21 protein-coding genes are annotated in these 20,841 nt (G+C 39.5%); 9 read left to right on the top strand and 12 right to left on the bottom strand.

Features of this window, described 5'->3' with window-relative positions:
- From PHV30_03510 to PHV30_03495, 4 genes are all read right to left on the bottom strand, one after another.
- Positions 1–932 (bottom strand): 2-oxoacid:acceptor oxidoreductase family protein (locus tag PHV30_03510; GenBank protein ID MDD5456079.1); only part of this gene is annotated, 932 nt, incomplete at its 3' end.
- A 139-nt stretch (positions 933–1,071) separates the two neighbouring features.
- Positions 1,072–3,381 (bottom strand): FAD-dependent oxidoreductase, encoded by a 2,310-nt coding sequence (locus tag PHV30_03505; GenBank protein MDD5456078.1) that lies wholly within the window; start codon positions 3,379–3,381, stop codon positions 1,072–1,074.
- A 12-nt stretch (positions 3,382–3,393) separates the two neighbouring features.
- On the bottom strand, positions 3,394–5,031 hold the full coding sequence (locus PHV30_03500; protein ID MDD5456077.1) for a glutamate synthase-related protein: 1,638 nt from the start codon (positions 5,029–5,031) through the stop codon (positions 3,394–3,396).
- Positions 5,016–6,128: a glutamate synthase gene (locus PHV30_03495; protein ID MDD5456076.1), complete on the bottom strand. Its 1,113-nt coding sequence runs from the start codon at positions 6,126–6,128 to the stop codon at positions 5,016–5,018. Before PHV30_03495 ends, PHV30_03500 begins: the two co-directional genes overlap by 16 nt.
- Before the next feature lie 214 nt (positions 6,129–6,342).
- On the opposite strand from PHV30_03495, the gene PHV30_03490 reads away from it, so the two are divergent.
- From PHV30_03490 to cls, 6 genes are all read left to right on the top strand, one after another.
- On the top strand, positions 6,343–7,056 hold the full coding sequence (locus tag PHV30_03490) for a GAF and ANTAR domain-containing protein (GenBank protein MDD5456075.1): 714 nt from the start codon (positions 6,343–6,345) through the stop codon (positions 7,054–7,056).
- A gap of 96 nt (positions 7,057–7,152) precedes the next feature.
- Complete coding sequence (locus PHV30_03485; GenBank protein MDD5456074.1) at positions 7,153–8,793, top strand: glutamate synthase-related protein; 1,641 nt, start codon at positions 7,153–7,155, stop codon at positions 8,791–8,793.
- 111 nt (positions 8,794–8,904) lie between these two features.
- Positions 8,905–9,834 (top strand): DnaJ C-terminal domain-containing protein, encoded by a 930-nt coding sequence (locus PHV30_03480; GenBank protein MDD5456073.1) that lies wholly within the window; start codon positions 8,905–8,907, stop codon positions 9,832–9,834.
- Between the two features lie 4 nt (positions 9,835–9,838).
- Entirely contained in the window at positions 9,839–10,102 is a 264-nt protein-coding gene (locus PHV30_03475) for a chaperone modulator CbpM (GenBank protein MDD5456072.1), read from the top strand.
- 66 nt (positions 10,103–10,168) lie between these two features.
- Complete coding sequence (locus PHV30_03470) at positions 10,169–10,906, top strand: lysophospholipid acyltransferase family protein (GenBank protein MDD5456071.1); 738 nt, start codon at positions 10,169–10,171, stop codon at positions 10,904–10,906.
- Complete coding sequence (gene cls, locus PHV30_03465) at positions 10,903–12,351, top strand: cardiolipin synthase (protein MDD5456070.1); 1,449 nt, start codon at positions 10,903–10,905, stop codon at positions 12,349–12,351. Before PHV30_03470 ends, cls begins: the two co-directional genes overlap by 4 nt.
- A gap of 8 nt (positions 12,352–12,359) precedes the next feature.
- Here the strand turns inward: cls and PHV30_03460 are convergent, their stop codons facing one another.
- The 5 genes from PHV30_03460 to PHV30_03440 all read right to left on the bottom strand — a co-directional run bounded on the left by PHV30_03460 (position 12,360) and on the right by PHV30_03440 (position 16,296).
- On the bottom strand, positions 12,360–12,833 hold the full coding sequence (locus tag PHV30_03460; protein ID MDD5456069.1) for a S1 RNA-binding domain-containing protein: 474 nt from the start codon (positions 12,831–12,833) through the stop codon (positions 12,360–12,362).
- Positions 12,820–13,101 (bottom strand): septum formation initiator family protein, encoded by a 282-nt coding sequence (locus PHV30_03455; protein ID MDD5456068.1) that lies wholly within the window; start codon positions 13,099–13,101, stop codon positions 12,820–12,822. The genes PHV30_03460 and PHV30_03455 overlap by 14 nt, the downstream gene beginning before the upstream one ends.
- 20 nt (positions 13,102–13,121) lie before the next feature.
- A complete protein-coding gene (gene eno, locus PHV30_03450; GenBank protein ID MDD5456067.1) occupies positions 13,122–14,411 on the bottom strand; it encodes a phosphopyruvate hydratase in 1,290 nt (429 codons plus the stop codon).
- An 84-nt stretch (positions 14,412–14,495) separates the two neighbouring features.
- A complete protein-coding gene (gene mazG / locus PHV30_03445) occupies positions 14,496–15,296 on the bottom strand; it encodes a nucleoside triphosphate pyrophosphohydrolase (GenBank protein MDD5456066.1) in 801 nt (266 codons plus the stop codon).
- A 1-nt stretch (position 15,297) separates the two neighbouring features.
- Entirely contained in the window at positions 15,298–16,296 is a 999-nt protein-coding gene (locus PHV30_03440; protein ID MDD5456065.1) for a SurA N-terminal domain-containing protein, read from the bottom strand.
- 83 nt (positions 16,297–16,379) lie between these two features.
- Here PHV30_03440 and PHV30_03435 point away from each other — a divergent pair, with 83 nt between their 5' ends.
- The gene (locus PHV30_03435; protein ID MDD5456064.1) at positions 16,380–17,231 is read left to right on the top strand and encodes a PEGA domain-containing protein; all 852 of its coding nucleotides are present in this window, start codon (positions 16,380–16,382) and stop codon (positions 17,229–17,231) included.
- Positions 17,232–17,234: 3 nt separating this feature from the next.
- Positions 17,235–17,861 carry an MBL fold metallo-hydrolase gene (locus PHV30_03430; GenBank protein ID MDD5456063.1) on the top strand — a complete coding sequence of 209 codons (627 nt, stop codon included), beginning with the start codon at positions 17,235–17,237 and terminating at the stop codon, positions 17,859–17,861.
- 9 nt (positions 17,862–17,870) lie between these two features.
- On the opposite strand, the gene PHV30_03425 is transcribed toward PHV30_03430, so the two are convergent.
- Positions 17,871–18,854 (bottom strand): LacI family DNA-binding transcriptional regulator, encoded by a 984-nt coding sequence (locus tag PHV30_03425; protein ID MDD5456062.1) that lies wholly within the window; start codon positions 18,852–18,854, stop codon positions 17,871–17,873.
- Positions 18,855–18,953: 99 nt separating this feature from the next.
- On the opposite strand from PHV30_03425, the gene PHV30_03420 reads away from it, so the two are divergent.
- Positions 18,954–19,664, top strand: coding sequence for a hypothetical protein (locus PHV30_03420; GenBank protein ID MDD5456061.1), 711 nt, complete (start codon positions 18,954–18,956; stop codon positions 19,662–19,664).
- Here PHV30_03420 and PHV30_03415 read toward each other — a convergent pair.
- Both PHV30_03415 and folD read right to left on the bottom strand, forming a co-directional pair.
- Positions 19,661–19,972: an MGMT family protein gene (locus tag PHV30_03415; protein ID MDD5456060.1), complete on the bottom strand. Its 312-nt coding sequence runs from the start codon at positions 19,970–19,972 to the stop codon at positions 19,661–19,663. The genes PHV30_03420 and PHV30_03415 overlap by 4 nt on opposite strands.
- A complete protein-coding gene (gene folD / locus PHV30_03410) occupies positions 19,959–20,828 on the bottom strand; it encodes a bifunctional methylenetetrahydrofolate dehydrogenase/methenyltetrahydrofolate cyclohydrolase FolD (protein ID MDD5456059.1) in 870 nt (289 codons plus the stop codon). Before folD ends, PHV30_03415 begins: the two co-directional genes overlap by 14 nt.
- Positions 20,829–20,841: the final 13 nt, after the last annotated feature.

The raw sequence follows: 20,841 nt of genomic DNA, 5'->3' as shown, positions 1-20,841 counted from the left end.
GCAGGTGCCGGGCGCTGTGCCAAATGAATAACCAAAGGTGACTCAATTGCTCCGGCCAAGCTTAGGCCCTCAGTCATCAGAGCAAATCCACCGCCAGCAGTATTTACCATTGCTCTGGCACCTGCGTACCAGGCTCCGATTGCCATATTTATTGCCGCAATCTCGTCTTCTGCTTGCTCTACGACCAGGCCTAGTTGACCGGCTCTTTCAGCCAAAAATGTAAAGACATCAGTTGAGGGAGACATAGGATATGCGGACATAAAATTGCACCCACCAAGCAGCGCGCCAATTCCAACAGCTCTTGAACCATTAATCAAAAAATCTTTTTTTATGCTCTCGGTAACCTTTAAAGGTAACCCGGACAGCTTCCCGGCAAGCAGTTCTTTGCCGGTATTATAGCCGTTTTTTAAGGCTTTTCTGTTTTTTTCGCGAACGCTTTCGTCTTTATCGGCAAATTTTTTTAAAACATCATCTATGATATTCTCAAGATTTAAGCTGAAAACTCCAGCTAAAACACCAATCAGTACACTATTTATGAACAGTATTCCTCCTGCTTCTGTTGCCATTTTCTGTAAAGGAATTTTTATTTCGTTTACATTTTTTTCTTGCAGTAATTTATCTATAAATGTATCATCGGTAAGTACCAGTGTTTCAGGTGTGATGCGTTCCAGGAATCTTTCACTGGCATTAGCGTTAAATGGTATGAAGATATCAATCCTGCTCAGGTTTGCCTTAACAGGAAATTCAGCTATTCTCACGGTCAGAGAATTATTGCCACCTCGCACCCTCGACATAAACTCCTGAGAGCCATGCACATGATAACCATTCTTTTTGAAAGCTTTGATAAGTATATCGGCTACAAAATTCAGCCCTTGCCCAGCTTCACCTGAAAATACGATGTTTCTAACCTCTTCAGGAAAATCATATGCCATCTTTAGTCTCCTTTTTGAATACAGTTTGATATGTCTTTATTATAAAAAAAGGAGCTATTTATTTAATGCTTTTACGCAGCTTTTAACTGACTTTTTTCCTCATAAAACTTTTAGAAAAGCCAAACTAAAATGTGTGAGTCTACTCTTCGCCGGGAAACGAAGGTTTGTTTACATACATCTGCCAAATACCGCAAGGACAAACAGCCGCGCAAATTCCGCAGCCGATACATTTTTCCGGGTCGGCGATATATTCGTAATTCTTTTCATCATGCTGAACCCGATAGATGGCAAGTTCAGGACAGGATTCCTTGCAAAGCCGGCAATCGCGGCAGGTACCGCAACTTATACAACGATCAACATCCTTACAGATGCCATCAATACATTCTTCATGGACCGTATCAAAATAAGCAGTCACAATACGGTTTTTATTTATCAGATCCTTTACTTTAGGTTCGTAAGTACGATTGTTGAACCTGGCATCTAATACCAAGGCAACTTCGCGGCCATGACCTATAGAATCAGCCAGAAGCCCTAGCCTGGTCATATCTCCTATGGAATAAACATTATCCATCAGCTGATAATCTTTTTCTACCTTAAGATACCCCCGGATATTTTCCACTTCGTCGTTTATATAATCCAGTACCGGCACTTCGCCGATTGCCAGAATTACAGAGTCCGCTTCAAGAAGCCTGCCGTCAGTTAAAACTACGCCTTTATCAGTAATTTCCTTGGTAAATACCGGCCATAAAATTTTAGCACCCAGGTTCCGGGCATGTTCCAACTCTTTGGGGAAAGCGCTGGGCTTTTGTACGTCAATTGCGGTTACTTCTTTGGCTCCGCAGGTGTAAGCGCCATAAACCACATCCATGCCTGTATTCCCGGCTCCGATAACCACTACCTTTTTACCAAGGTTTACTTTTTCGCCTTTATTTACTTTTGCCAGAAAATCAAGAGAAATCAGCAATTTTTCCTTGCCCGGCCAATTGGGAATTTTCGGCTCATAAGCACCAGTAGCTAATATAACAGCGTCAAACTTTTTCTTTAACTCATTGTATAATTTTTCGTCCACAGCTGTATTTAATTTATAATCAATACCGATTTTTTTAAAATTATCCAGATCTCTGCTCAGAGATTCGGTAGATAAACGATCCCTGGAAACCGCATGGAAAAGCTTGCCACCGATTTGTGAACCCTTTTCATAAACGGTAACCTGATATCCCATGTGCCGAAGATGCCAGGCTGCAGACAATCCACCGACTCCTCCTCCGACAATAGCTACTTTCTGCGGCTTTTCCGCTGCATTTAACTTTACAGTGGTTTCAGATACAGAACCCAGACCTTTTACATCAATAGGCTGGTCTACGTCGCCGCGGGTACAACTTTCCATACAAAGGTTAGGGCAAACTTCCCCACAAACAGTACGAGGGAAGGGGTTATATTGGTAAATAAGTTCCAGCGCTTCCCTGATTTTTCCTTCGCGGATCAAATTATAGCGCTGCTGGGTTGGCACAGAAATGGGGCACTTGTATTCACAGGGGGCGCAATGTTTGATATTTTCCCACTGGGGATAACGCAAACGATTGTCGCCAGTATTAACCAGCCCTAAAACTTTCCCTTCGTCAGGATAAACGTCAGAAAAAATACCATCCTTTACCCAATCATTCAGCCTAAACTGCTGCGGACTAATAATTTCGTAGTAATGACGTTCCTTATAATTCTTGGGAACAATTTTCTGCCAGTCTTTCCAATTGGAAAGCTCTTTTTCCAGTTTCTCTTTGCCAATGGCTTTTAAAAAAGGTTTCAGTCCTTTGCTTAAAAACTCCTTATCCTGTTCTTCCAGAGGATAAAGGCGAACCTCGCCGGATACTCCGGAAATATTGCCTCTTACATATACCAGGCCGCCGACCATACCAACACAGGCTCTGTCACCTAAAACAGAATCAAATTCCTGGCAGTCATAACCGCAAACTACACCTATACCTCCTCCCATAAACTCAAAGGGGAAGCTTCCTGTGTTTTTAAGGACCCAAAACTCAGGGGGCTCGTATCTGGGATCATGCTTCATAAGCGAGCCGGAACGCGTTCCCACTCGCCCGCTGGCATATATTTTTCCAGCTGCAGCACAATGAGCGGTTGTGTCGCCGCTATCACCTTTTATTGTTATGATTCCGCCGGCATTAAGCCATCCTACATCCGCAGGGGCTGGTCCCTCGATAATGATTTCTGTATTTTCCATACACATAGAGCCCGCCCGCTGTCCCGGATCATGTAAAAGAAATTTTAATGTTTTCCCGTCCTTGTTCCACAGGGGACCGCCAATATCATGCTGACCGCAGGCATATATCTCAAAGTCTGTTTCTCCGGCAGCAATCGCCTGGTTTATCTGTTGCAAAAGGTCCTGAGTGGACATTCTGTCATGTTTTTTTATTGAATGTATAACTTTTACCATCTTTATTCCTTCTTAACAGGCATATGGAATTTGCAGTTTATCCGCAATTCCCTTATCCACAGAGACCAAGGCATCACTACGTCCCACGGGCAATGAACTGTTTCCTATTGGTGCCATTAATTTCCTAAATTCTGTATCTACCGACAACATATAATTCACTAACGTTTCCGCTGCTTTATCTATATCCAGTCTTTGTACCAACCGATAATCCTGAGTAGTAACTCCTGTAGGGCATAAACCTGTGTTGCATTGATTACAGCGACCGTTTTCATTACCAATACAACCGAGCAATTGAATCAAAATTTTACCTGTAAATACTCCGTTTGCACCAAGGCAAATCATCTTGAAAGCGTCTGCGGCCATGGTTCCTGTCAATCCTACACCACCACCGCCCCATAAAGGAATTCGGCCCTGTTTACCCTGATTGACCGCGGCTATGTATGCGTCTCTTACTTTTGAAACTACGGGGTGTCCGGTATGATCCAGAGAAACCTCATGCGCGGCTCCTGTTCCACCCTGAATACCATCCAGAAAAAATCCTCCGACTATGTGGTACGGATCACGCAGCAAATTGTTATATACGGATACCGATGAAGAAGAAGCAGCTACTTTGATAGCAACCGGGACTCTGAATTGAAAGGCGGCATTAAATGACAAAAACATTTTCTGCACTGATTCTTCAATACTATACAAACCCTGATGATTTGGGGGAGATAACAGGTCAGACCTTGGCACACCACGGATTTCCTGAATATGACGAGCAACTTTGGCAGCCATGAGAAGGCCTCCGTCACCGGGTTTTGCGCCCTGTCCGATCTTGATAAGAATACCAGCCGGATCCTCTGTCATCTGCGGCATGGCTTTTATTATTCTGTTCCAGCCAAAGTGCCCCGAGGCAATCTGCAATATCATATATTTTAAATATTTGGACTGCATCAGCTTTATCGGCATGCCGCCCTCACCAGAACACATCCGCACCGGCATATTATATTTTTCATTTAATATAGCAGTTGCTATACAAATTGCTTCCCAGGCTCTGGTGGAAAGCGCGCCTATAGACATATCCGCGAATATTATTGGGTATATCCAGTGTACGGGAGGTATTGAACCTTTTATTTTTAGTTCATCGTTTTCTATTTTAAAAGGAAGTTCTTCGGGGCCAAGCACCCTTCCGAAAGGACTAAGCATATCAAATGTATGGCGCTGCGCATCCAGCGAGGGGTCTGTCATCTGGGATATACGGCCGACTTTAATCCGGTCGAGCGTACGCTCAATGCTTAAGTTGGTCCTTCCGCCTCTTTTAATAGGGCTGCCCAGTTCATGATTTAAAAGATTTTCCCTTGTATCAATATTTCTAACCGGTTTAATTGCCTGATTCGGGCAAACTTTTTCACACATACCGCAACCAACACACTTTTGTTTAATTGTAGCTATTTGCTTGACTACAGGTATTGTGCTGAATACTCTTTTGGGAGCAGGTACTTTTGTATCCGAAACAGTATAAGCCCTGCGTTCAACTTTCATTTCCAGGGCATGAAAAGTACAGGTGGAAATACATCTTCCACATCTGGTGCAACGAGTATTGTCATATTCTACTTTCCAGTTAAGGTCATTCTCGGTTATATCATTAATTTTTATATTTGCTTCCATCGTTCAATCCTTAATTCGTTTGTCACAACAACCGTTTCCCTCTCGTTAGGGTAAACATCCTTTGTTTTATCACGGTCGGGCAAAATCACATTCAGCCCGTTCACTTCAGAAGTAATAGCAACTATTTTATTGTCAGCGCCTACGACAACAGGTCTTAACTTCTTGGAATCACAAACCGTAAACATTGTATTATCCGGCAACAGACCTATTACGGTATTGGGCCCGTTAATTTCCAGATGGGCCAACGACTCTCTGATCTTGTATAGTATTTGCTTGTCGGGATGTTCTTCTATTTCTTCAAAAGGCAGAGGAGTTATCACGTGCTTGTAGTAAGCGAAAGGCCATTTTAGTTCATGATGCAGATAATGCAGGGTATACAAAAAACATTGGGAATCCGATTCAAAACCTATATAACCTTTATGCAGGCTTTGCTGATATTCCTTGTTTTTTACGTAAAATGTATTTTCTCCATTGGCACAAAGCGTGTAGCCCTGAAGAAAAAAGGGATGCGCGGCATAACGTACAATTTCATAATTGGTATTCTGCCGATATTGAATCATAATATTCTTTGCCAAAATATCCTTGTTTTCTTTCCATAAATTAAAATACTCTCCTATATCATTAGGGTTGCCTATTTCCTTAATGGTTAATGTATCGGGCCAGAAAGAAAACACATAACCGTCCGCGGTTTTTTCCAGTAACTTCCTAAGTTCCAGCCTGGTGTTGAGAAGAATTTCTTCTTTTTCTTTAACACTTCCTTTTAAAATAGATTCCGGATAGTTAAAAACATCAAAACCGTAAAAGTCCATTTTGGCAAAATCATAGTGCTCTTTTTCAACGAAATCCGGCTCCCAGGTGAATATTTTTTTACTGAATCCCTTTTTTAGCATGAAGTTACTGATGATTTCTTTGCCTTTATTGGTACAGGAAAAGGAAAGCAGGGGAAGTTCCTTATACGGCTCAAAAATGCCATATAAGTCTTTCATTACTATAGCAAATCCCGAATTGTCATGTCCCTCCTGCTGGGGAAGCATTAAATACAATGCTTTGGAAGGATGAAACGGTTCAATACTTTTAATACAACCAATTCTACACATCGTTCAGTAATTTTGCTATAAATTACATCAAAGGTCAATAGCATAGCTTTCATAAAAACTTATTTCATTGTATTTTCAATTTGATTATAAATTTTTTACTGTAAATCTAAAAAATCCGCTTGTCGTTTACAGGCAAAAACAAGCTGAAAGCCTTATAATATCTGGCATTCAATGATTTTAATCCGAACAATTTGTGGTATAATTTAATACGAAAATGCAACGAGCATCCAATAATGATTTACTAAAAGCTTTATCAAAAATAAGCCAGGCAATAACATCTGAAGGTTATCTGGACGATATTCTTAAGCTGATTGTTGTTGTCACTGCCGAACTTATGAAATCCAATATTTGTTCATTGATGCTTTATGATGAAGAAAGTCATGTGCTTAAAATAAAGGCAACCCAAAGCATAAGTGACGAATATATTAAAAAGCCGCCCCTGAAACTCGGTGAAGGTATTGCTGGAAAAGTAGCTCAAACTAACAAACTCATGGTAATTAAAGATGTAACCAGCGAAAAAGATTACAAATATCGAGATATCGCCACAAAAGAAGGCTTAAAATCTCTACTTTCAGTGCCCATGGCTGTTAAAGGCAGGGTTATCGGTGTGATAAACTGCTACACCTCAGAAGTGCATAGCTTTACCAAAAATGAGATACATATTCTTACCACTATTGCCAACCAGGCAGCAATGGCCATTGAAAACACGAATCTTATTTTAAAAAGCAAATTAATTCAGGAAGAGCTGGAAACACGCAAAAAAATAGAACGCGCCAAAGGAATAATCCAAAAAGATACAAACATCTCGGAAGAAGACGCCTATTTAAAAATTAAAAACTATGCCATGGACCACAGAATATCCATGCAGGATGTGGCTAATCTCATTATCACTGCTGAAGAGATTAAGTCGTATAAAATAAATAAATAAAACCCGTCTGCATGCCGAAGTTGTCACGCAGACGTTATTAATTGAATAAACAATGTCGTTGATTCTTATCTCAAAAATTGATGAGGAGGGTGCTTTATGTTGCAATGGTCAAAAAGTAATGATGTTATCGGAAGCGTTAATAGAGGAAATCCGACCGAATCCGGACTTTGTACGCTGTGTATGGCAGATTGTTCTGGAAAATGTGAAACCTGGTTGTCCAGTATAAAAGGCAGAAAGATGCTTTATCCCAGAGAATTCGGGTCAGTAACCGCCGGCAGTGGAAATACTACACATATAGGGGTCGCTTATAACTCATTACGCATTCAGGGTTATAACTATGGTGTTCACGGTCTGCCCAAAGGTCTTTCCACATCGGCTGACGACTGTATTTTCCCTAATGTCAGCCTGGAAACTTCGTTCGGTACGAAAATTAAAACAAAATGCAAAATCCCAGTCATGACCGGCGCTCTTGGCTCTACTTTTGTAGCGGCCAAGTATTGGGAATCTTTCGCTGTAGGCGCAGCGTTAGTGGGTATTCCGATTGTAGTCGGAGAAAATGTAGTCGGTGTTGATAAAAAATCTGAAATTAAAAATGGCAAAATCAAAAAAGCTCCTGAACTAGACCGCAGAATCGATACTTTTCTGAAATATTATGACGGTTATGGTGCTATTATTGTGCAGATGAACGTGGAAGATACTCGTAACGGCGTTGCCGAATATGTTGTTAATAAATATGGCAACAAAGCAATTATCGAGTTGAAATGGGGACAGGGAGCCAAGGATATCGGCGGAGAAATTCAGGTTACAAGTCTGGATTATGCTATTTTCTTAAAGGAACGCGGCTATGTAGTTGACCCTGATCCCACTAAAAAAGAAGTGCAGGAAGCATTCAAACATAGGTCTATCAAATCTTTTGCCCGTCACAGCCGTCTTGGCTACACAGATTTAACTTCCTGGGATGCTGTACGAGAAAACTTTATGGATTCAGTCGCTTATTTGAGAAAAATAGGTTTCGATAGAATTTCATTAAAAACAGGTTCTTATGGTATGGAAGCATTAGCCATGTCTATAAAATTTGCTTCTGAAGCAAAGCTTGACCTGCTAACCATTGACGGTTCAGGTGGCGGGACAGGCATGAGCCCATGGAACATGATGGAAAGCTGGGGTGTCCCCTCCATCCTATTACATTCCAAGGCATATGAATATGCAGCCATTCTGGCAGCCAAAGGCCAAAAGGTTGTAGATATGGCTTTTGCAGGAGGACTGGCAAGAGAAGACCAAATCTTCAAGGCTCTGGCACTGGGTGCTCCCTATACCAAACTTATTTGTATGGGCCGGTCAGTAATGATTCCGGGATATCTGGGTTCTAATGTGGAAGGTGTACTCAATCCCAAAAACAAAGCTAAAGTCAACGGCAATTGGGACAGCCTGCCTAAAAATATTGCGGAACTTGGTTCAAGCGCTGAAGAAATTTTTGCCGGATACTATGATGTCGAGAAAAAGGTCGGCAAAAGTGAAATGAAACATATTCCATACGGCGCAATAGCTATCTGGACTCTCTGCGATAAACTCTCCGCCGGACTACAGCAACTAATGGCCGGGGCAAGAAAATTTACACTAAACCAGATTGCACGTGAGGATATTTTTTCCGCGAACAGAGAAACTGAAAAAGAAACAAAAATTCCCTTTATTACCGATGTAATGGATGAGTGTGCAAAAAAGATACTGAATTCTTAGTTTCTTTTTTTTAGCAAGGAGAGGCTGGAAAGCATTACCGGCCTCTCCTTGAACTGTTTCTTGCAAAATTTTTCTTTTAATTTTTTAAATTTATGCTACATTAATAATATTATGGACCCTTATAAAATATTAGGTGTGAGCAAAACTTCGTCTGATACTGAAATTAAAGCGGCTTTTCGCAAGCTTTCCAAAAAATATCATCCGGACTTGAATGCCGGGAATAAGGATGCTGAAAAAAAATTTAAAGAAATAAATAATGCTTATGAACTAATAAAAAACAAAGAAGCACGTGACAGACTTGAACAGGAAAATGCACAACCTAATTATCAGGATTATGCGCAAGCAGGGCGTCAGGGGCCATTCTATTATGAAACTCAAACACCCGGTTCCAGATATGGTAATTACGCACAAGGAGATTATGAAGATTTTTTTGATACCTTATTTAAGGGCAGTACAACACGTGGTTTTTCAGGAAATTTCGAAGACCAGGTCGAATTCCCTGGGCAAGACATACAGTATTCAATGGAAATTACGTTTAAGGAAGCCGTGTTGGGTGTAGAAAAAGAAATTATTCTGGCTAAAGGAAAACATCTGAAAGTTAAAATTCCAGCAGGCATAGAATCCGGGACCAAACTTCGCTTCAAAGGCCACGGCTCCAAGGGTATGGGTAGAAGCAAGTCCGGAGACGCATATGTGGAAGTGCGTGTAAAAAATTCTCCGACCTTTAGAAAAGAGGGAGCCAATCTGGTACTGGAAGTGCCAGTAACAATTAATGAAGCTATAAACGGTGCAAAAATTGAAGTCCCCACAATAGAAGGCAAGGTCCTTTTAACCATACCTGCCGGCGTGAATAGTGGCACAAAGCTCCGCATGAAAGGCAAGGGGTATTACTTAAGGTCAACAAAAAATAAAGGGGACCAAATTGTTGTAATTAAAATTGTCTTGCCGGAAAAAATTGACCCTGAATTAAAAACTTTTTTTGAAAACTGGAGTAAAAAACATTCTTACAACCCCAGAAGCCATTTAAATTTTCAGGAGTAAGGCCATGAAAAAAAAGCATTATCAATTAAAAGAAATAATTAAAATCTGCAAAGTTAGTAAAACTTTTGTTTTAAGCTGTATAGAAAATGAGTGGATTGTTCCTTTTGACAACGAAGGCTCAATCTTTGACCAGGAAGATATTGCGCGCCTGCTGTTAATAAATGACCTTATAAATGAGATGGGGGCCAATGATGAGGCAGTGCCCATCATTCTGGGCCTGGTAGACCAAATCTATTATCTGAAAACAAAAATTCGTAATCTAAGTTAATTATAATTTTAAAAAGTTAGTTCGGCTTGTTTTGTCAAAACCATTGCCCTTCGTTATAATAAGGCTATGTTCGGTGTTTTCTTAAATTTGCTTTATTCCCTGTATTTTATTTTTATCAGTTTTTTTCTGTATTTTTTATTCTCAATTCCGATTTTTATTACCTACCCTTTTCTGGGGAGGAAAAAGCATTATTATTACTCTGTGTTTGCCAGGGCCTGGGCCAGAACAATTCTTTTTCTCTGCGGTCTTTATCCCAAAATCACAGGCAGAATGTCTGATGCCGGAAAATCATATATCTATATTTTTAATCACCAAAGCCAGTTGGATATACTTATTGCTCTGGCAGTGCTGCCTCCGGGGTTTTTATTCATTGCCAAAGAGGAACTATTTAATATCCCCTTGTTAGGCAGCTCAATGAAAAAGTGCGGTTATATAGCAATAAACCGCAAGAATACCAAAAAAGCCCGTGAAACTATCGAACAGATAAACGAAATGGTCAGAAAAGGTACTTCTATTTTAATTTTTCCAGAAGGAACACGTAGCCGGACAGGAAAGCTCGGTACTGTTAAACGCGGTACCATTATGATCGCTTTTGATACTGAAACTCCCTTGCTCCCGGTGGTCCTTAATCCAGCCTACAAAGTTATGCCCAAGGGTTCACTTTTTTTAAAACGTCAACCAATACGTCTTGTGTTCGGTCATCCTCTGGTTTTTGATTGGACAAACAGAAGCAGGGAATATAGCATCAAAACCGCTGAGAACATCGAAAAAATTCTTAGTGAGATGCTTGCAAAAATAAAATGACAGCTGAAATTTTATCTCATATTTACACCTTTTTTTTAAATATCAATTTTATTTTTATCATCATTGTTTTATTTTCTAAAAAAAATCCGACAAAAATAATCAGCTGGCTATTGGTATTATATTTCATACCACCAATAGGTTTTGTGCTCTATCTTTTCTTTGGAATTAACTGGCGTAAACGTGTAATTCAGGCTCGAGTATCAGAATCAAGTTATTTTCAGACATTAAAAGAATTGCCCCCAAAACAGGCTCTGGAGCAGCAAATCGCAGCCAGTATGGAAGCCACCAAAAAACGCGCCATTATAAATATCGCCACCTTTACTACCCATTTGCCGGTAAGCTGGAATAATTCCATACAACTATTTAATGACACAGATGATGCTTTTCAGGCTATTCTCTTTGATATCTCTCAGGCCAAACACCATATACATCTGGAATATTATATTTTTCAAAATGACGAAACCGGCAAACTTTTTAAAAATCTTCTGCTCAATAAAGCAAAAGAAAAGGTTAAAATCAAGCTGATCCTGGACGCTCTTGGCTCAAAAAAGGGTTTGGACCATGGCCTTTTAAAAGACTTACATCATCCCAATATTGAAATTTCTCTTTTTCATCCTTTTTTTCTGCTAAACCTTTCCGCGAACCATAGGAATCACCGCAAAATAGTGATTATTGACGGTACTATCGGCTATCTGGGGGGCATGAATATCGGCAATGAATATCTGGGAAAAGATTTACGCTTCGGCTACTGGCGCGATACGGTTGCAAAAGTCTCGGGTGATGCAGTGTTAAGTATGCAGGCTATTTTTTTTCAGGACTGGTTTTTTACAACCAAAAAGAAACTTCAACGTAACAGTTACTTCTTTCCTGATTTGGCTGACCAGGCTTTTGGCGATTGTGCAGTACAAATTATGCCCAGCTCCCCTCATGAAAAATGGGATACTATAGCGCAGCTTTATTTTGAAGCAATCGCTTCCGCCGAGAAAACATTATATATTACTACTCCTTATTTCATACCTGATGAGGCTCTGCTTATGGCTCTGAAAACAGCTGCGCTAGGCGGTTGTGATGTAAAGATACTTATACCCGGCAAACCTGATAATATGATCGTTTATCTGGCAACTTTTTCGTTTGTGGAAGAAGTAATGGAAGCCGGTGTGGAATTTTATGTATATAATCCGCACAGGTTTATACACTCCAAAGTAATAACAGTAGACGGAGTTTTTGCCACTATCGGAAGTGCCAATGTGGACCAGCGCAGCATGAATATCAATTTTGAGATAAACGCATTGATTTATAATAGTCAGGTCGTCAACAAGTTGAACATGGACTTTCTTGAGGATATTAAAAACAGCACCAAAATAAATTCAATCGATATAAAAAAGAAAAATATTATTCAAAAAACCGCTGAATCTGTGGCAAGATTATTTTCACCTATTTTGTGAGTCGTGAGCTATTTTTTTTTACGCTTCTTAACGCCCTGTTTTAACTGAATATTCTTTTTTAAGTCTATCTGCTTTTCCTCGCTTCTTTTAAGGAAATCCATAATTTTTTCTTCAAAAGGATTAAGTGTATCTTTATCTACCTTGCGATATTTGCCCACCATCTTGTTGTTAGAGGAATTCATTCCAACTTTTCTGGAATCATCAGTACCTTTTTGAGTATCTGTATTGGCTTGTTTCAAAGATAAATCATACTTGTTTTTCTTATTCAACCCCAACACTTTAATCTTGACGGTATTACCCAGGCTTACATAATTTTCTATGTTGGTAACATATTCATTGGCAATTTCGGAAATGTGTATCAGGCCCTCAACTCTACCCGGAAGTTTTACAAAAGCACCGAAACTTGTTATGCCCGAGATTGTTCCTTCTACAATACTGCCAATCTCTAGCGGCTGTTCTTCACTGTTATTAATCGCGATCACCCTTTTTGTTTATGATTTGATAAGCAACTTCCCCTTTTTTCACAAGCCCGAGGATTGTTCTTGCTTTCTCCTCAATATAACTCTCTTTCTTTGTATCCTTTATCTTATCCTTCAAGTCATCTTGCAAGACTTTTTCTTTTACAATTTCTTTCTTGATCCTGTTTATCTCAAAGCTGTATTTGATATTAAAATACAGCACCTTCACATTTATATACGTCAAGTATATGATAACAAACCCCAGAACGTATATAAATATTTTTTTTCTCAAAAGTTCCCAAACTCAAACAACTAACTTCTATTCAAATTATAAAATGTTTTTAAGCCCTTGTAAACGGCTGCGTCTGCCAATTCTTCCTCAATTCTCAAGAGTTGGTTGTATTTTACTATACGATCCGTACGGCTGGCGGATCCAGTCTTGATCTGGCCTGTATTGGTTGCTACAACGATATCTGAAATCGTACAATCTTCTGTTTCTCCTGATCTGTGCGAAATAACCGCAGTGTATCCTGCTTCCTTGGCCATCTGTATAGCTTCCAGCGTTTCAGTCAAAGTGCCGATCTGATTTACTTTAATCAGTATGGAATTGGCTATGCCTTCATTGATACCTCTGGATAATCTTTTGGTATTGGTTACGAACAAATCGTCGCCGACAATTTGAATCTTACTGCCCAATTTTTCGGTCATAAGCTTCCAGCCTGCCCAATCATCTTCGGAAAGACCGTCTTCAATAGAAATAATAGGATATTTATTGGCCAGACTTACATAGAAATCCACAAGCTCGGCTGAAGTTCTGGTAACGCCTTCACCTTTAAAATTATAAACATTGTTCTGAAAGAGTTCGGTCGCTGCTACATCCAAAGCGATCATTACATCTTTACCGGGTTTATATCCTGCTTTTTCTATAGCTTCCAAAATAATCTGGATGGCTTCTTCATTGGTTTTCAAATTGGGCGCAAATCCTCCCTCATCACCTACGGCAGTGTTTAAACCTTTGGAAGAAAGTACTTTTTTTAAGGAATGAAACGTTTCAGCTCCGCACCTTAATGCTTCACGAAAATTCGGCGCGCCTACCGGCATAACCATAAATTCCTGAATATCCACGGTGCTGTCCGCATGCTTGCCGCCATTTAAAATATTCATCATAGGTACCGGCAATTGATAAGCATTTACACCACCGATATATTGATATATAGGCAAGCCACGGCTCACTGCTGCCGCTCTGGCCGCAGCCAGAGACACACCAAGAATGGCGTTGGCGCCAAGTTTTCCTTTGTTTTCCGTACCGTCCAGCTCAATCATTTTGTAGTCCAGTTTTCTTTGTTCGGTAACATCATAGCCGATTATTTCTTCGGCAATTATTTCATTAACATTTTTTACAGCCTTTAGAACACCTTTACCCAAATAGCGGCTCTTATCTCCATCTCGCAATTCTACTGCTTCGTGTGCTCCGGTTGAAGCGCCGGAAGGAACTATTGCCCTGCCGAAAGCGCCGTCTTCGCATTGTAATTCCACCTCGACTGTTGGGTTACCCCTGGAATCCAAAACTTCTCTTGCTCTGATATCTATAATTTCTGACATTTATGCTCCTCCTTAATTAAATAATTAATTGATTTTTGACAGCCTTCTTATTATAGTAATTCCCGGAAATGCTGTAAACATCTTTTACTGTTTTGCGCGCTTGGCCTCATTCCAGAGAAAATCCATTTCTTCAAGGGATGATTCGCTGATATCTTTCTTTTTTTCTATGAACTTGTTTTCCAAATAAGAAAACCGGCTGATAAATTTTTTATTGGAATGTTGCAGTGCATCCTCCGGATCAATATCCAGCTTGCGGCACAAATTAACAACCGAAAACAGCAAGTCACCGACTTCCTCCCGAATATGTTCTTTACTATCTTCTTTTACCGCGTCTTTCAGTTCCTGCAATTCCTCATGAACCTTGTTCCAGACCTTACTTACGTCTGCCCAGTCAAAACCGACTCTGGCTACACGTTTTTGAATTTTTTCCGCTCGCAGCAAGGCCGGCAAATTTTTCGGCACATTATGCAGCATGGATTCTGCTTTATTGTTATCTGACTTTTCTTTTTTTTCTTTTCTTTTGATACTGTCCCAGTTTTTCCAAACCTCATCAACTGAAGAAACTTTTCCATCCCCGAATACATGTGGATGCCTACGTATCATCTTTTGAGAGATTTTCTCGGCAACGGATTGTAAGGAAAATTTGTTGTTTTGTTCCGCGATAACAGAATGAATAACCACATGGAACAACAGATCCCCCAGCTCTTCTTCCATTTTCAGATAGTCATTCTCTTCCACAGCCTCAACAAATTCGTAAGCTTCTTCAATTAGATAATTTTTTAATGTCTCATGAGTTTGTTCCCGGTCCCAGGGGCAGCCTTCGGGAGATAATAGTTTTTTTACAATATCGGTCAGTTCCTGATATTTTAACAAATAATCATGCATGTTATTTAGAGTCTACCTCAGATGTTTTCTTTTTGAAAGGTGACCAAAAATCCTGGAATAAATATTTAGGTTTCGATTGCTGTTGTTCCTTTTTTATTAGCTCCTGGTTAATTAAAATCTTGCTTTTAGCTTTTTGATCTTCAATCCATTGATTAAAGTATCTATTCCTTTTTTCAGCCTTCAGGGCATTACGCACAGAAGCCGAAATACTGTTTGTATCTACCAGCGAAATGTTCTCGATGTGATTTACCATTATCATAAAATAATGGTTGTCTTCCAGCGTATCTATGGTTGAATATTTCTTTAATTCGCTGACAACTATCATATCCTTAATAGTAATCGGTAATTCTTCATCAGATATATTCTTTGAAAAATAGGACAAGGCCTTATCGATTTTTAAAGACTCCCAATTTTCCGATGTAATGGAAAAATCTTTTAATCTTTCCAGATAAAGTGCATCATCGGTAACCAGCAAGGTCAAGTTATATTGAACAGCCATATTGATCAGCATATTTTTTTTGAGATAAAACAATATATCCTGCGAGCTTATTTCTTCATAATCGTGATAAATTGAGGCCATAATTTTATCCTTGGTTATTTGTTTTTTTATATTGCTTTTTAAATTATCAGTTGTTATATGTTGGTTTTTGAGTGTTTTTAGAAATTCTTCTCTGGAAGGAAAACCTTTTTCCAGATCATTGATGCGCTTTTTTATTTCTGTTTCATTTATAGTGATTCTTTCTTTCCCGGCATAACTAGCCAACATGGTGTCTTCAATTAGTGTGCTCAGAACTGATTGTTTGATGCTGTCTATTTCCTCGTCGCTCAATTTGGCATCACTGGCCAGGAATAAATTTTTTTTATATTCCGAAACAGAATCCTGCACCATTTTGTTAAATGTTTTAAAGTTAATGGTAACGCCATCTACAACGGCTACGTATTGATCGGCCATGGCCAATGTTGCTATAAAGAAAATTATGCTTATAAAGACCTTTTTCATTGGCTAATATTATAACATGTTCTGAAATAAAGACTTAATAGGCTTTATGATATAATTAGGAAAACTTTCGAGGTGATAATTATATGAGCAAAACAAGGTTTTTTATAACAGTTACTTTTTTTATCCTGATGTCGTTCAGTTATTTATGGGCAGAAAATTTAAATATTATAAATGAAAATCCCGAAGCCGAAATTTATCTGGACGGGGTCATGGTAGGCAAGGAAGCTGCCTATAATCTTAATGTAACACCCGGCTCTCATCATGTGCGAGTGGTTCTTCAGGGCAATACTGTTTTTTCTCAAATTGTAGAAGTAGAATATGGCAAAACAAAAAGCATTAACACCACTCATTTTGTCGATATCAAAACCGATATGGCCAATAAAGGAGCGAAAATTCAGGAAGCTGAAAGGATCAGAGAGGCTAAAGGTGATCTTGCCCTTGGATTTTATCTCGGAGATATCAGCTCGGGCTTAAGCATGAAATGGTTCCCTTTTAAAGATATAGGGTTCCAGGCTATGGGTTGGTGGGCTTCTAATCCTGACAGCAGCCTTACAAGCCTGGAAATAAGGCCGGTATTTACACTGGTAAATACAATAGCTTTTAATCGGCCCATGAGTTTATATTTTGCTCTAGGCAGCGCCAGCCGCGCATCCACTTACGTTTCTCCCAAAGAAACCGGAGAACTCCTGGAGGCAGTGCTGGGCTTTGAATTCAGCGGCGCAATTGTGGGGATTCCGTTATCTTCAACTTCCAGCGCTTATCATGACCGCGATTCCAACATTATGGCTTCCGCAGTGGGAGCCGGTGGTTTAGCTCTTAGTTTTTTTGAAAATGCTTATATTGATGTAGAAATCGGAATAGAAAGAATGATGATAAATAATAACTTGCGTTATGAGGGTGTAAAATTCAGCACAGGGCTGTTTTTTTACTTTTAATACATGCAGGTCCAGCGTATTCGGGTTGGCGCAATCGACACAATTTGTTATATCATAACAACTGCGCAAAACCAGTCCATAATTATCGATCCTGGGGCGGAACCGGATAAAATAACTAGTTTTATTGAGCAAAAAAAGATCGTTCCAAAGTTTATTCTCTTAACACATGGACATTACGACCATATAGAAGCGATAAATGTTCTCAGACAAAAATATCAACTGCCGGTCTATGTTAGCGAAGAGGATCAAAAACTTTTGAAACCTGAAATCTGGAGCCTGCTCCTGGGGCGCAATTTTGCCAATGTATCTGCAGCCGATCATTTGTTAAAAGACGGTGATACACTTGAACTGGATGAATTGACTGTTAATGTAATATACACACCGGGGCATTCTCCGGGTTCGCTGTCTTTTGTAATTGAAAACTGTGTTTTCTCGGGCGACACCCTCTTCGCGGGCGGTGCAGTCGGCCGGACAGATCTCTGGGGCGGCTCGCAGGAGCAAATCGTAAACTCCATAAAAAACAAACTTTTTTTGCTACCGGATGATTATATTATTTACCCCGGGCATGGCAATAGTTCGACCATCGGAAAAGAAAAAGCGATCCATTCCCGATATAAAATTCTAAACTGAAAATTATTTTTAAACTCTTAACCTTTTAACAGACTTACCTATAAGCAGTTTGGTTTCCATTTTTACAATACGCATTTTTTTATCAGGAATAACTTGCAGCAAAAGATCTACCGCCTGTTTGCTAATATCTGTTCTGTCGGCAAACACTGTAGTCAGCTTAACCTCTGGTTCATTTAAGTAAAAGGGCAGATTAATACCATCAAACCCAGTCAAAGATATCTGTTCGGGAACTTTTATTCCATATCCTGATAAAATTTTTAAAGTTTGATAAGCAAACAGATCGTTGGAGCACATGATGCAACTTACATTTTTGTTGGTGGATAATATTTTGTTAATATTTAACTCAACAGTTTGAATGTTAGAATAATCCGCCTGATAAAATTTCATGTGAGTGCTGCTAACATTATTTTCAGCAAAAGAATCCAGGATAGCCTTTTGAAAATTCTTCCAGAAAAAGTCTTCCGGATCGGTTTCGCCGTTAAGAACGGCTATATTGTGATGCCCGCAATACAGTAAATAATCTGTGAGCTGCTTTACTCCGCTATAATTATCAAAATAAATCCGGGAGAATGTTTCAGCTTCTTTTTTTGTACATTCCACCAGAACTGTCGGCATTTTGAAATCCAGCAGGGGCTTAGCTATAGAAACCGTATTATTGCCAACAACCAGAAAACCATGTAACTCACAGATGTCGGCATATTTTTCCGGTACTTTGTTAAAAATCTGGCAACGCAGGTTAAGCTGCGAAAGCCTCTCCATAATTCCATAAATAATTTCATTATAATATTCACCAAAAAAATGATCGTGGAAATTGTTAAATAATAAGCCTATGTTTTTCACTTCAGTTTTTGCGGAGAAATAGCCCATATCAAGTGCTGCGGCAAGAATCTTTTCTCGCACTTCTCTGGATAAATGCTGTGGTCTTTTAAAGGCTGCGGATACCGCAGACACCGATACTCCACATTTTTTAGCCAGCTCTTTTTGCGTAATCACAATATAATCATAACATTTTTGTAGAAATTCTACAAAAATATAGTGAATTTTCTACAAACATAATGCGAAATATCATTATTAATAAAAATGGAGGTTAGCATGAAAAAGAAAATAATCGCAGACAAAAGAAAAGTTTTCATCGACGCATTTGAAGGCATTAGACAAAAATATTATTTAACGATTATGGGAGCGCTGGAAACTCTAGACACTAAAGTCATACAGGAATTGTTCCAAAGAGGTGAAGCCGGAATGATGGGTGACTTCTTTTATCGGGATAAAGACTCCATCTCCTGCAGACGCTTGATAAACGAAATCTTAACATATCTGATAAAGGTCGAAACCCAGCAATTCAGGGTTTTTAACTTAATGCAAAAATGGTTTGAGAAATGGGAGACTGCCTATATGTTTGTAAATTTTCATTTGGCCGGCTGTACAAGCAGGGATTTTATAAATTTATTATTGGAAAAGAGACAATATGAGCTTCTTGTTAAAATTGCCCGAACATTTGATGATGACCTTAATCCGACTATGTTTTGGGAAATTGCTCTTAATAATTACTTTTTCCCTAAATGGGGTGTAATATCTGAAACCCAAGCAGAATCAATGTTGCCCAGTCATACAGATATAAAAAAAATATTCGGGATTGCTGGCAAAGAAATAAAATGCTGTGCCGGTAATTTTTTTGAATTCAGGCAAGACATCAATGCCGAAAAAATCAGAGAAAGAATAACAGACTTAACATCGCAGGAAAAGCTAATCAGGCTATATGAACTACAAAAATATGTACAAAGTTTGGGAAAAAACAGCTAAATCCGGATGTTCCACAAATATTTTTGGTCTACCTGGCCTGATTTATTAAATTTAACTCCTTCTTTTTGAAGCAGTTCCCTTTGCGCTCCCTCTCCGCCGAACACATAACCGGGAGTCAAAGAGCCGTCTTTAAAAACCACCCTGTGGCATGGTGTTTTCTCTGCTGAGGGATTCCGATGCAATGCATAGCCTACCACTCTGGGGTTAACACCTAGTATCTTGGCGATTACTCCGTAACTCGTCACTTTACCTTTGGGAATTTTTCTAACAATTTTGTAAATTTGCTCAAAGAGCTCACTCGAGGCCATTTTGTAGTTTTACTGCTTTTATGGTATTAAGAAGCAGCATCGCCCTGGTCATTGGGCCAACCCCGCCGGGCACAGGTGTGATCCTGGATACAAACGGCATTACCTCTTCGCAATCCACATCTCCGCATAAACCTTTTTCTTCACGGTTAATACCCACATCCACAACTACGGCGCCTTTTTTTACAAATTCTTTTTTTATCAACCTGCTTTTTCCTACTGCGGCAATAAGCACATCAGCCCGTTTGCAAACTTCGGCCAAATTAACAGTGCGGGAATGACAAACCGTTACAGTAGCGTTTTCACGTAACAACAAATGAATCATTGGCTTGCCGACTATGTTGCTGCGGCCTACAATGACTGCCTCTTTTCCTTCCAAATCAATGCCTGCACTTTTAAGCAACCAGATTATGCCGCCAGGTGTGCAGGAGACAAAGCCGGTTTCGTCTCCGGTTACCAGTTTACCGATATTTATGGGATGAAAGCCGTCAACATCTTTTTCCGGACTTATTGTATTTATCACTTTGGATTCATTAATGTGCCGAGGTAACGGCAGCTGCACCAGAAGGCCGTGTACGGTTTTGTCGCTGTTTAATTTTTTTATTAATTGCAATAATTTCTGTTCACTGATATCTTTATCCAGTTTTATAACTTCAGACTTGAAACCGACTTCAGATGCGTCTTTTTCCTTATTGCGCACATATACCTGAGAAGCCTGATTTTCACCAACAATAATAACTGTAAGCCCGGGAGTAATCCCCCTTTTTTTCAGCCCTTTTACCTGTTTAATAACTTCCTGCTTTATTTGAGCCGCTGCAAGCTTTCCATCAATTATTTTTTTTGAAAATTTGTTATCCATAGACTCAATTATA

The organism is Candidatus Margulisiibacteriota bacterium, from assembly GCA_028715625.1.
Lineage (GTDB): Bacteria > Margulisbacteria > Riflemargulisbacteria > GWF2-35-9 > GWF2-35-9 > JAQURL01.
This window is presented reverse-complemented; position numbering and strand designations above follow the sequence as displayed.

Bases quoted from the DNA above. Each gene is read 5' to 3' on its own strand.
- PHV30_03505 (MDD5456078.1), bottom strand. From the start codon at position 3,381: ATGGTAAAAGTTATACATTCAATAAAAAAACATGACAGAATGTCCACT.
- PHV30_03500 (MDD5456077.1), bottom strand. From the start codon at position 5,031: ATGGAAGCAAATATAAAAATTAATGATATAACCGAGAATGACCTTAAC.
- PHV30_03495 (MDD5456076.1), bottom strand. From the start codon at position 6,128: ATGTGTAGAATTGGTTGTATTAAAAGTATTGAACCGTTTCATCCTTCC.
- PHV30_03490 (MDD5456075.1), top strand. From the start codon at position 6,343: ATGCAACGAGCATCCAATAATGATTTACTAAAAGCTTTATCAAAAATA.
- PHV30_03485 (MDD5456074.1), top strand. From the start codon at position 7,153: ATGTTGCAATGGTCAAAAAGTAATGATGTTATCGGAAGCGTTAATAGA.
- PHV30_03480 (MDD5456073.1), top strand. From the start codon at position 8,905: ATGGACCCTTATAAAATATTAGGTGTGAGCAAAACTTCGTCTGATACT.
- PHV30_03475 (MDD5456072.1), top strand. From the start codon at position 9,839: ATGAAAAAAAAGCATTATCAATTAAAAGAAATAATTAAAATCTGCAAA.
- PHV30_03470 (MDD5456071.1), top strand. From the start codon at position 10,169: ATGTTCGGTGTTTTCTTAAATTTGCTTTATTCCCTGTATTTTATTTTT.
- cls (MDD5456070.1), top strand. From the start codon at position 10,903: ATGACAGCTGAAATTTTATCTCATATTTACACCTTTTTTTTAAATATC.
- eno (MDD5456067.1), bottom strand. From the start codon at position 14,411: ATGTCAGAAATTATAGATATCAGAGCAAGAGAAGTTTTGGATTCCAGG.
- mazG (MDD5456066.1), bottom strand. From the start codon at position 15,296: ATGCATGATTATTTGTTAAAATATCAGGAACTGACCGATATTGTAAAA.
- PHV30_03440 (MDD5456065.1), bottom strand. From the start codon at position 16,296: ATGAAAAAGGTCTTTATAAGCATAATTTTCTTTATAGCAACATTGGCC.
- PHV30_03435 (MDD5456064.1), top strand. From the start codon at position 16,380: ATGAGCAAAACAAGGTTTTTTATAACAGTTACTTTTTTTATCCTGATG.
- PHV30_03430 (MDD5456063.1), top strand. From the start codon at position 17,235: ATGCAGGTCCAGCGTATTCGGGTTGGCGCAATCGACACAATTTGTTAT.
- PHV30_03420 (MDD5456061.1), top strand. From the start codon at position 18,954: ATGAAAAAGAAAATAATCGCAGACAAAAGAAAAGTTTTCATCGACGCA.
- PHV30_03415 (MDD5456060.1), bottom strand. From the start codon at position 19,972: ATGGCCTCGAGTGAGCTCTTTGAGCAAATTTACAAAATTGTTAGAAAA.
- folD (MDD5456059.1), bottom strand. From the start codon at position 20,828: ATGGATAACAAATTTTCAAAAAAAATAATTGATGGAAAGCTTGCAGCG.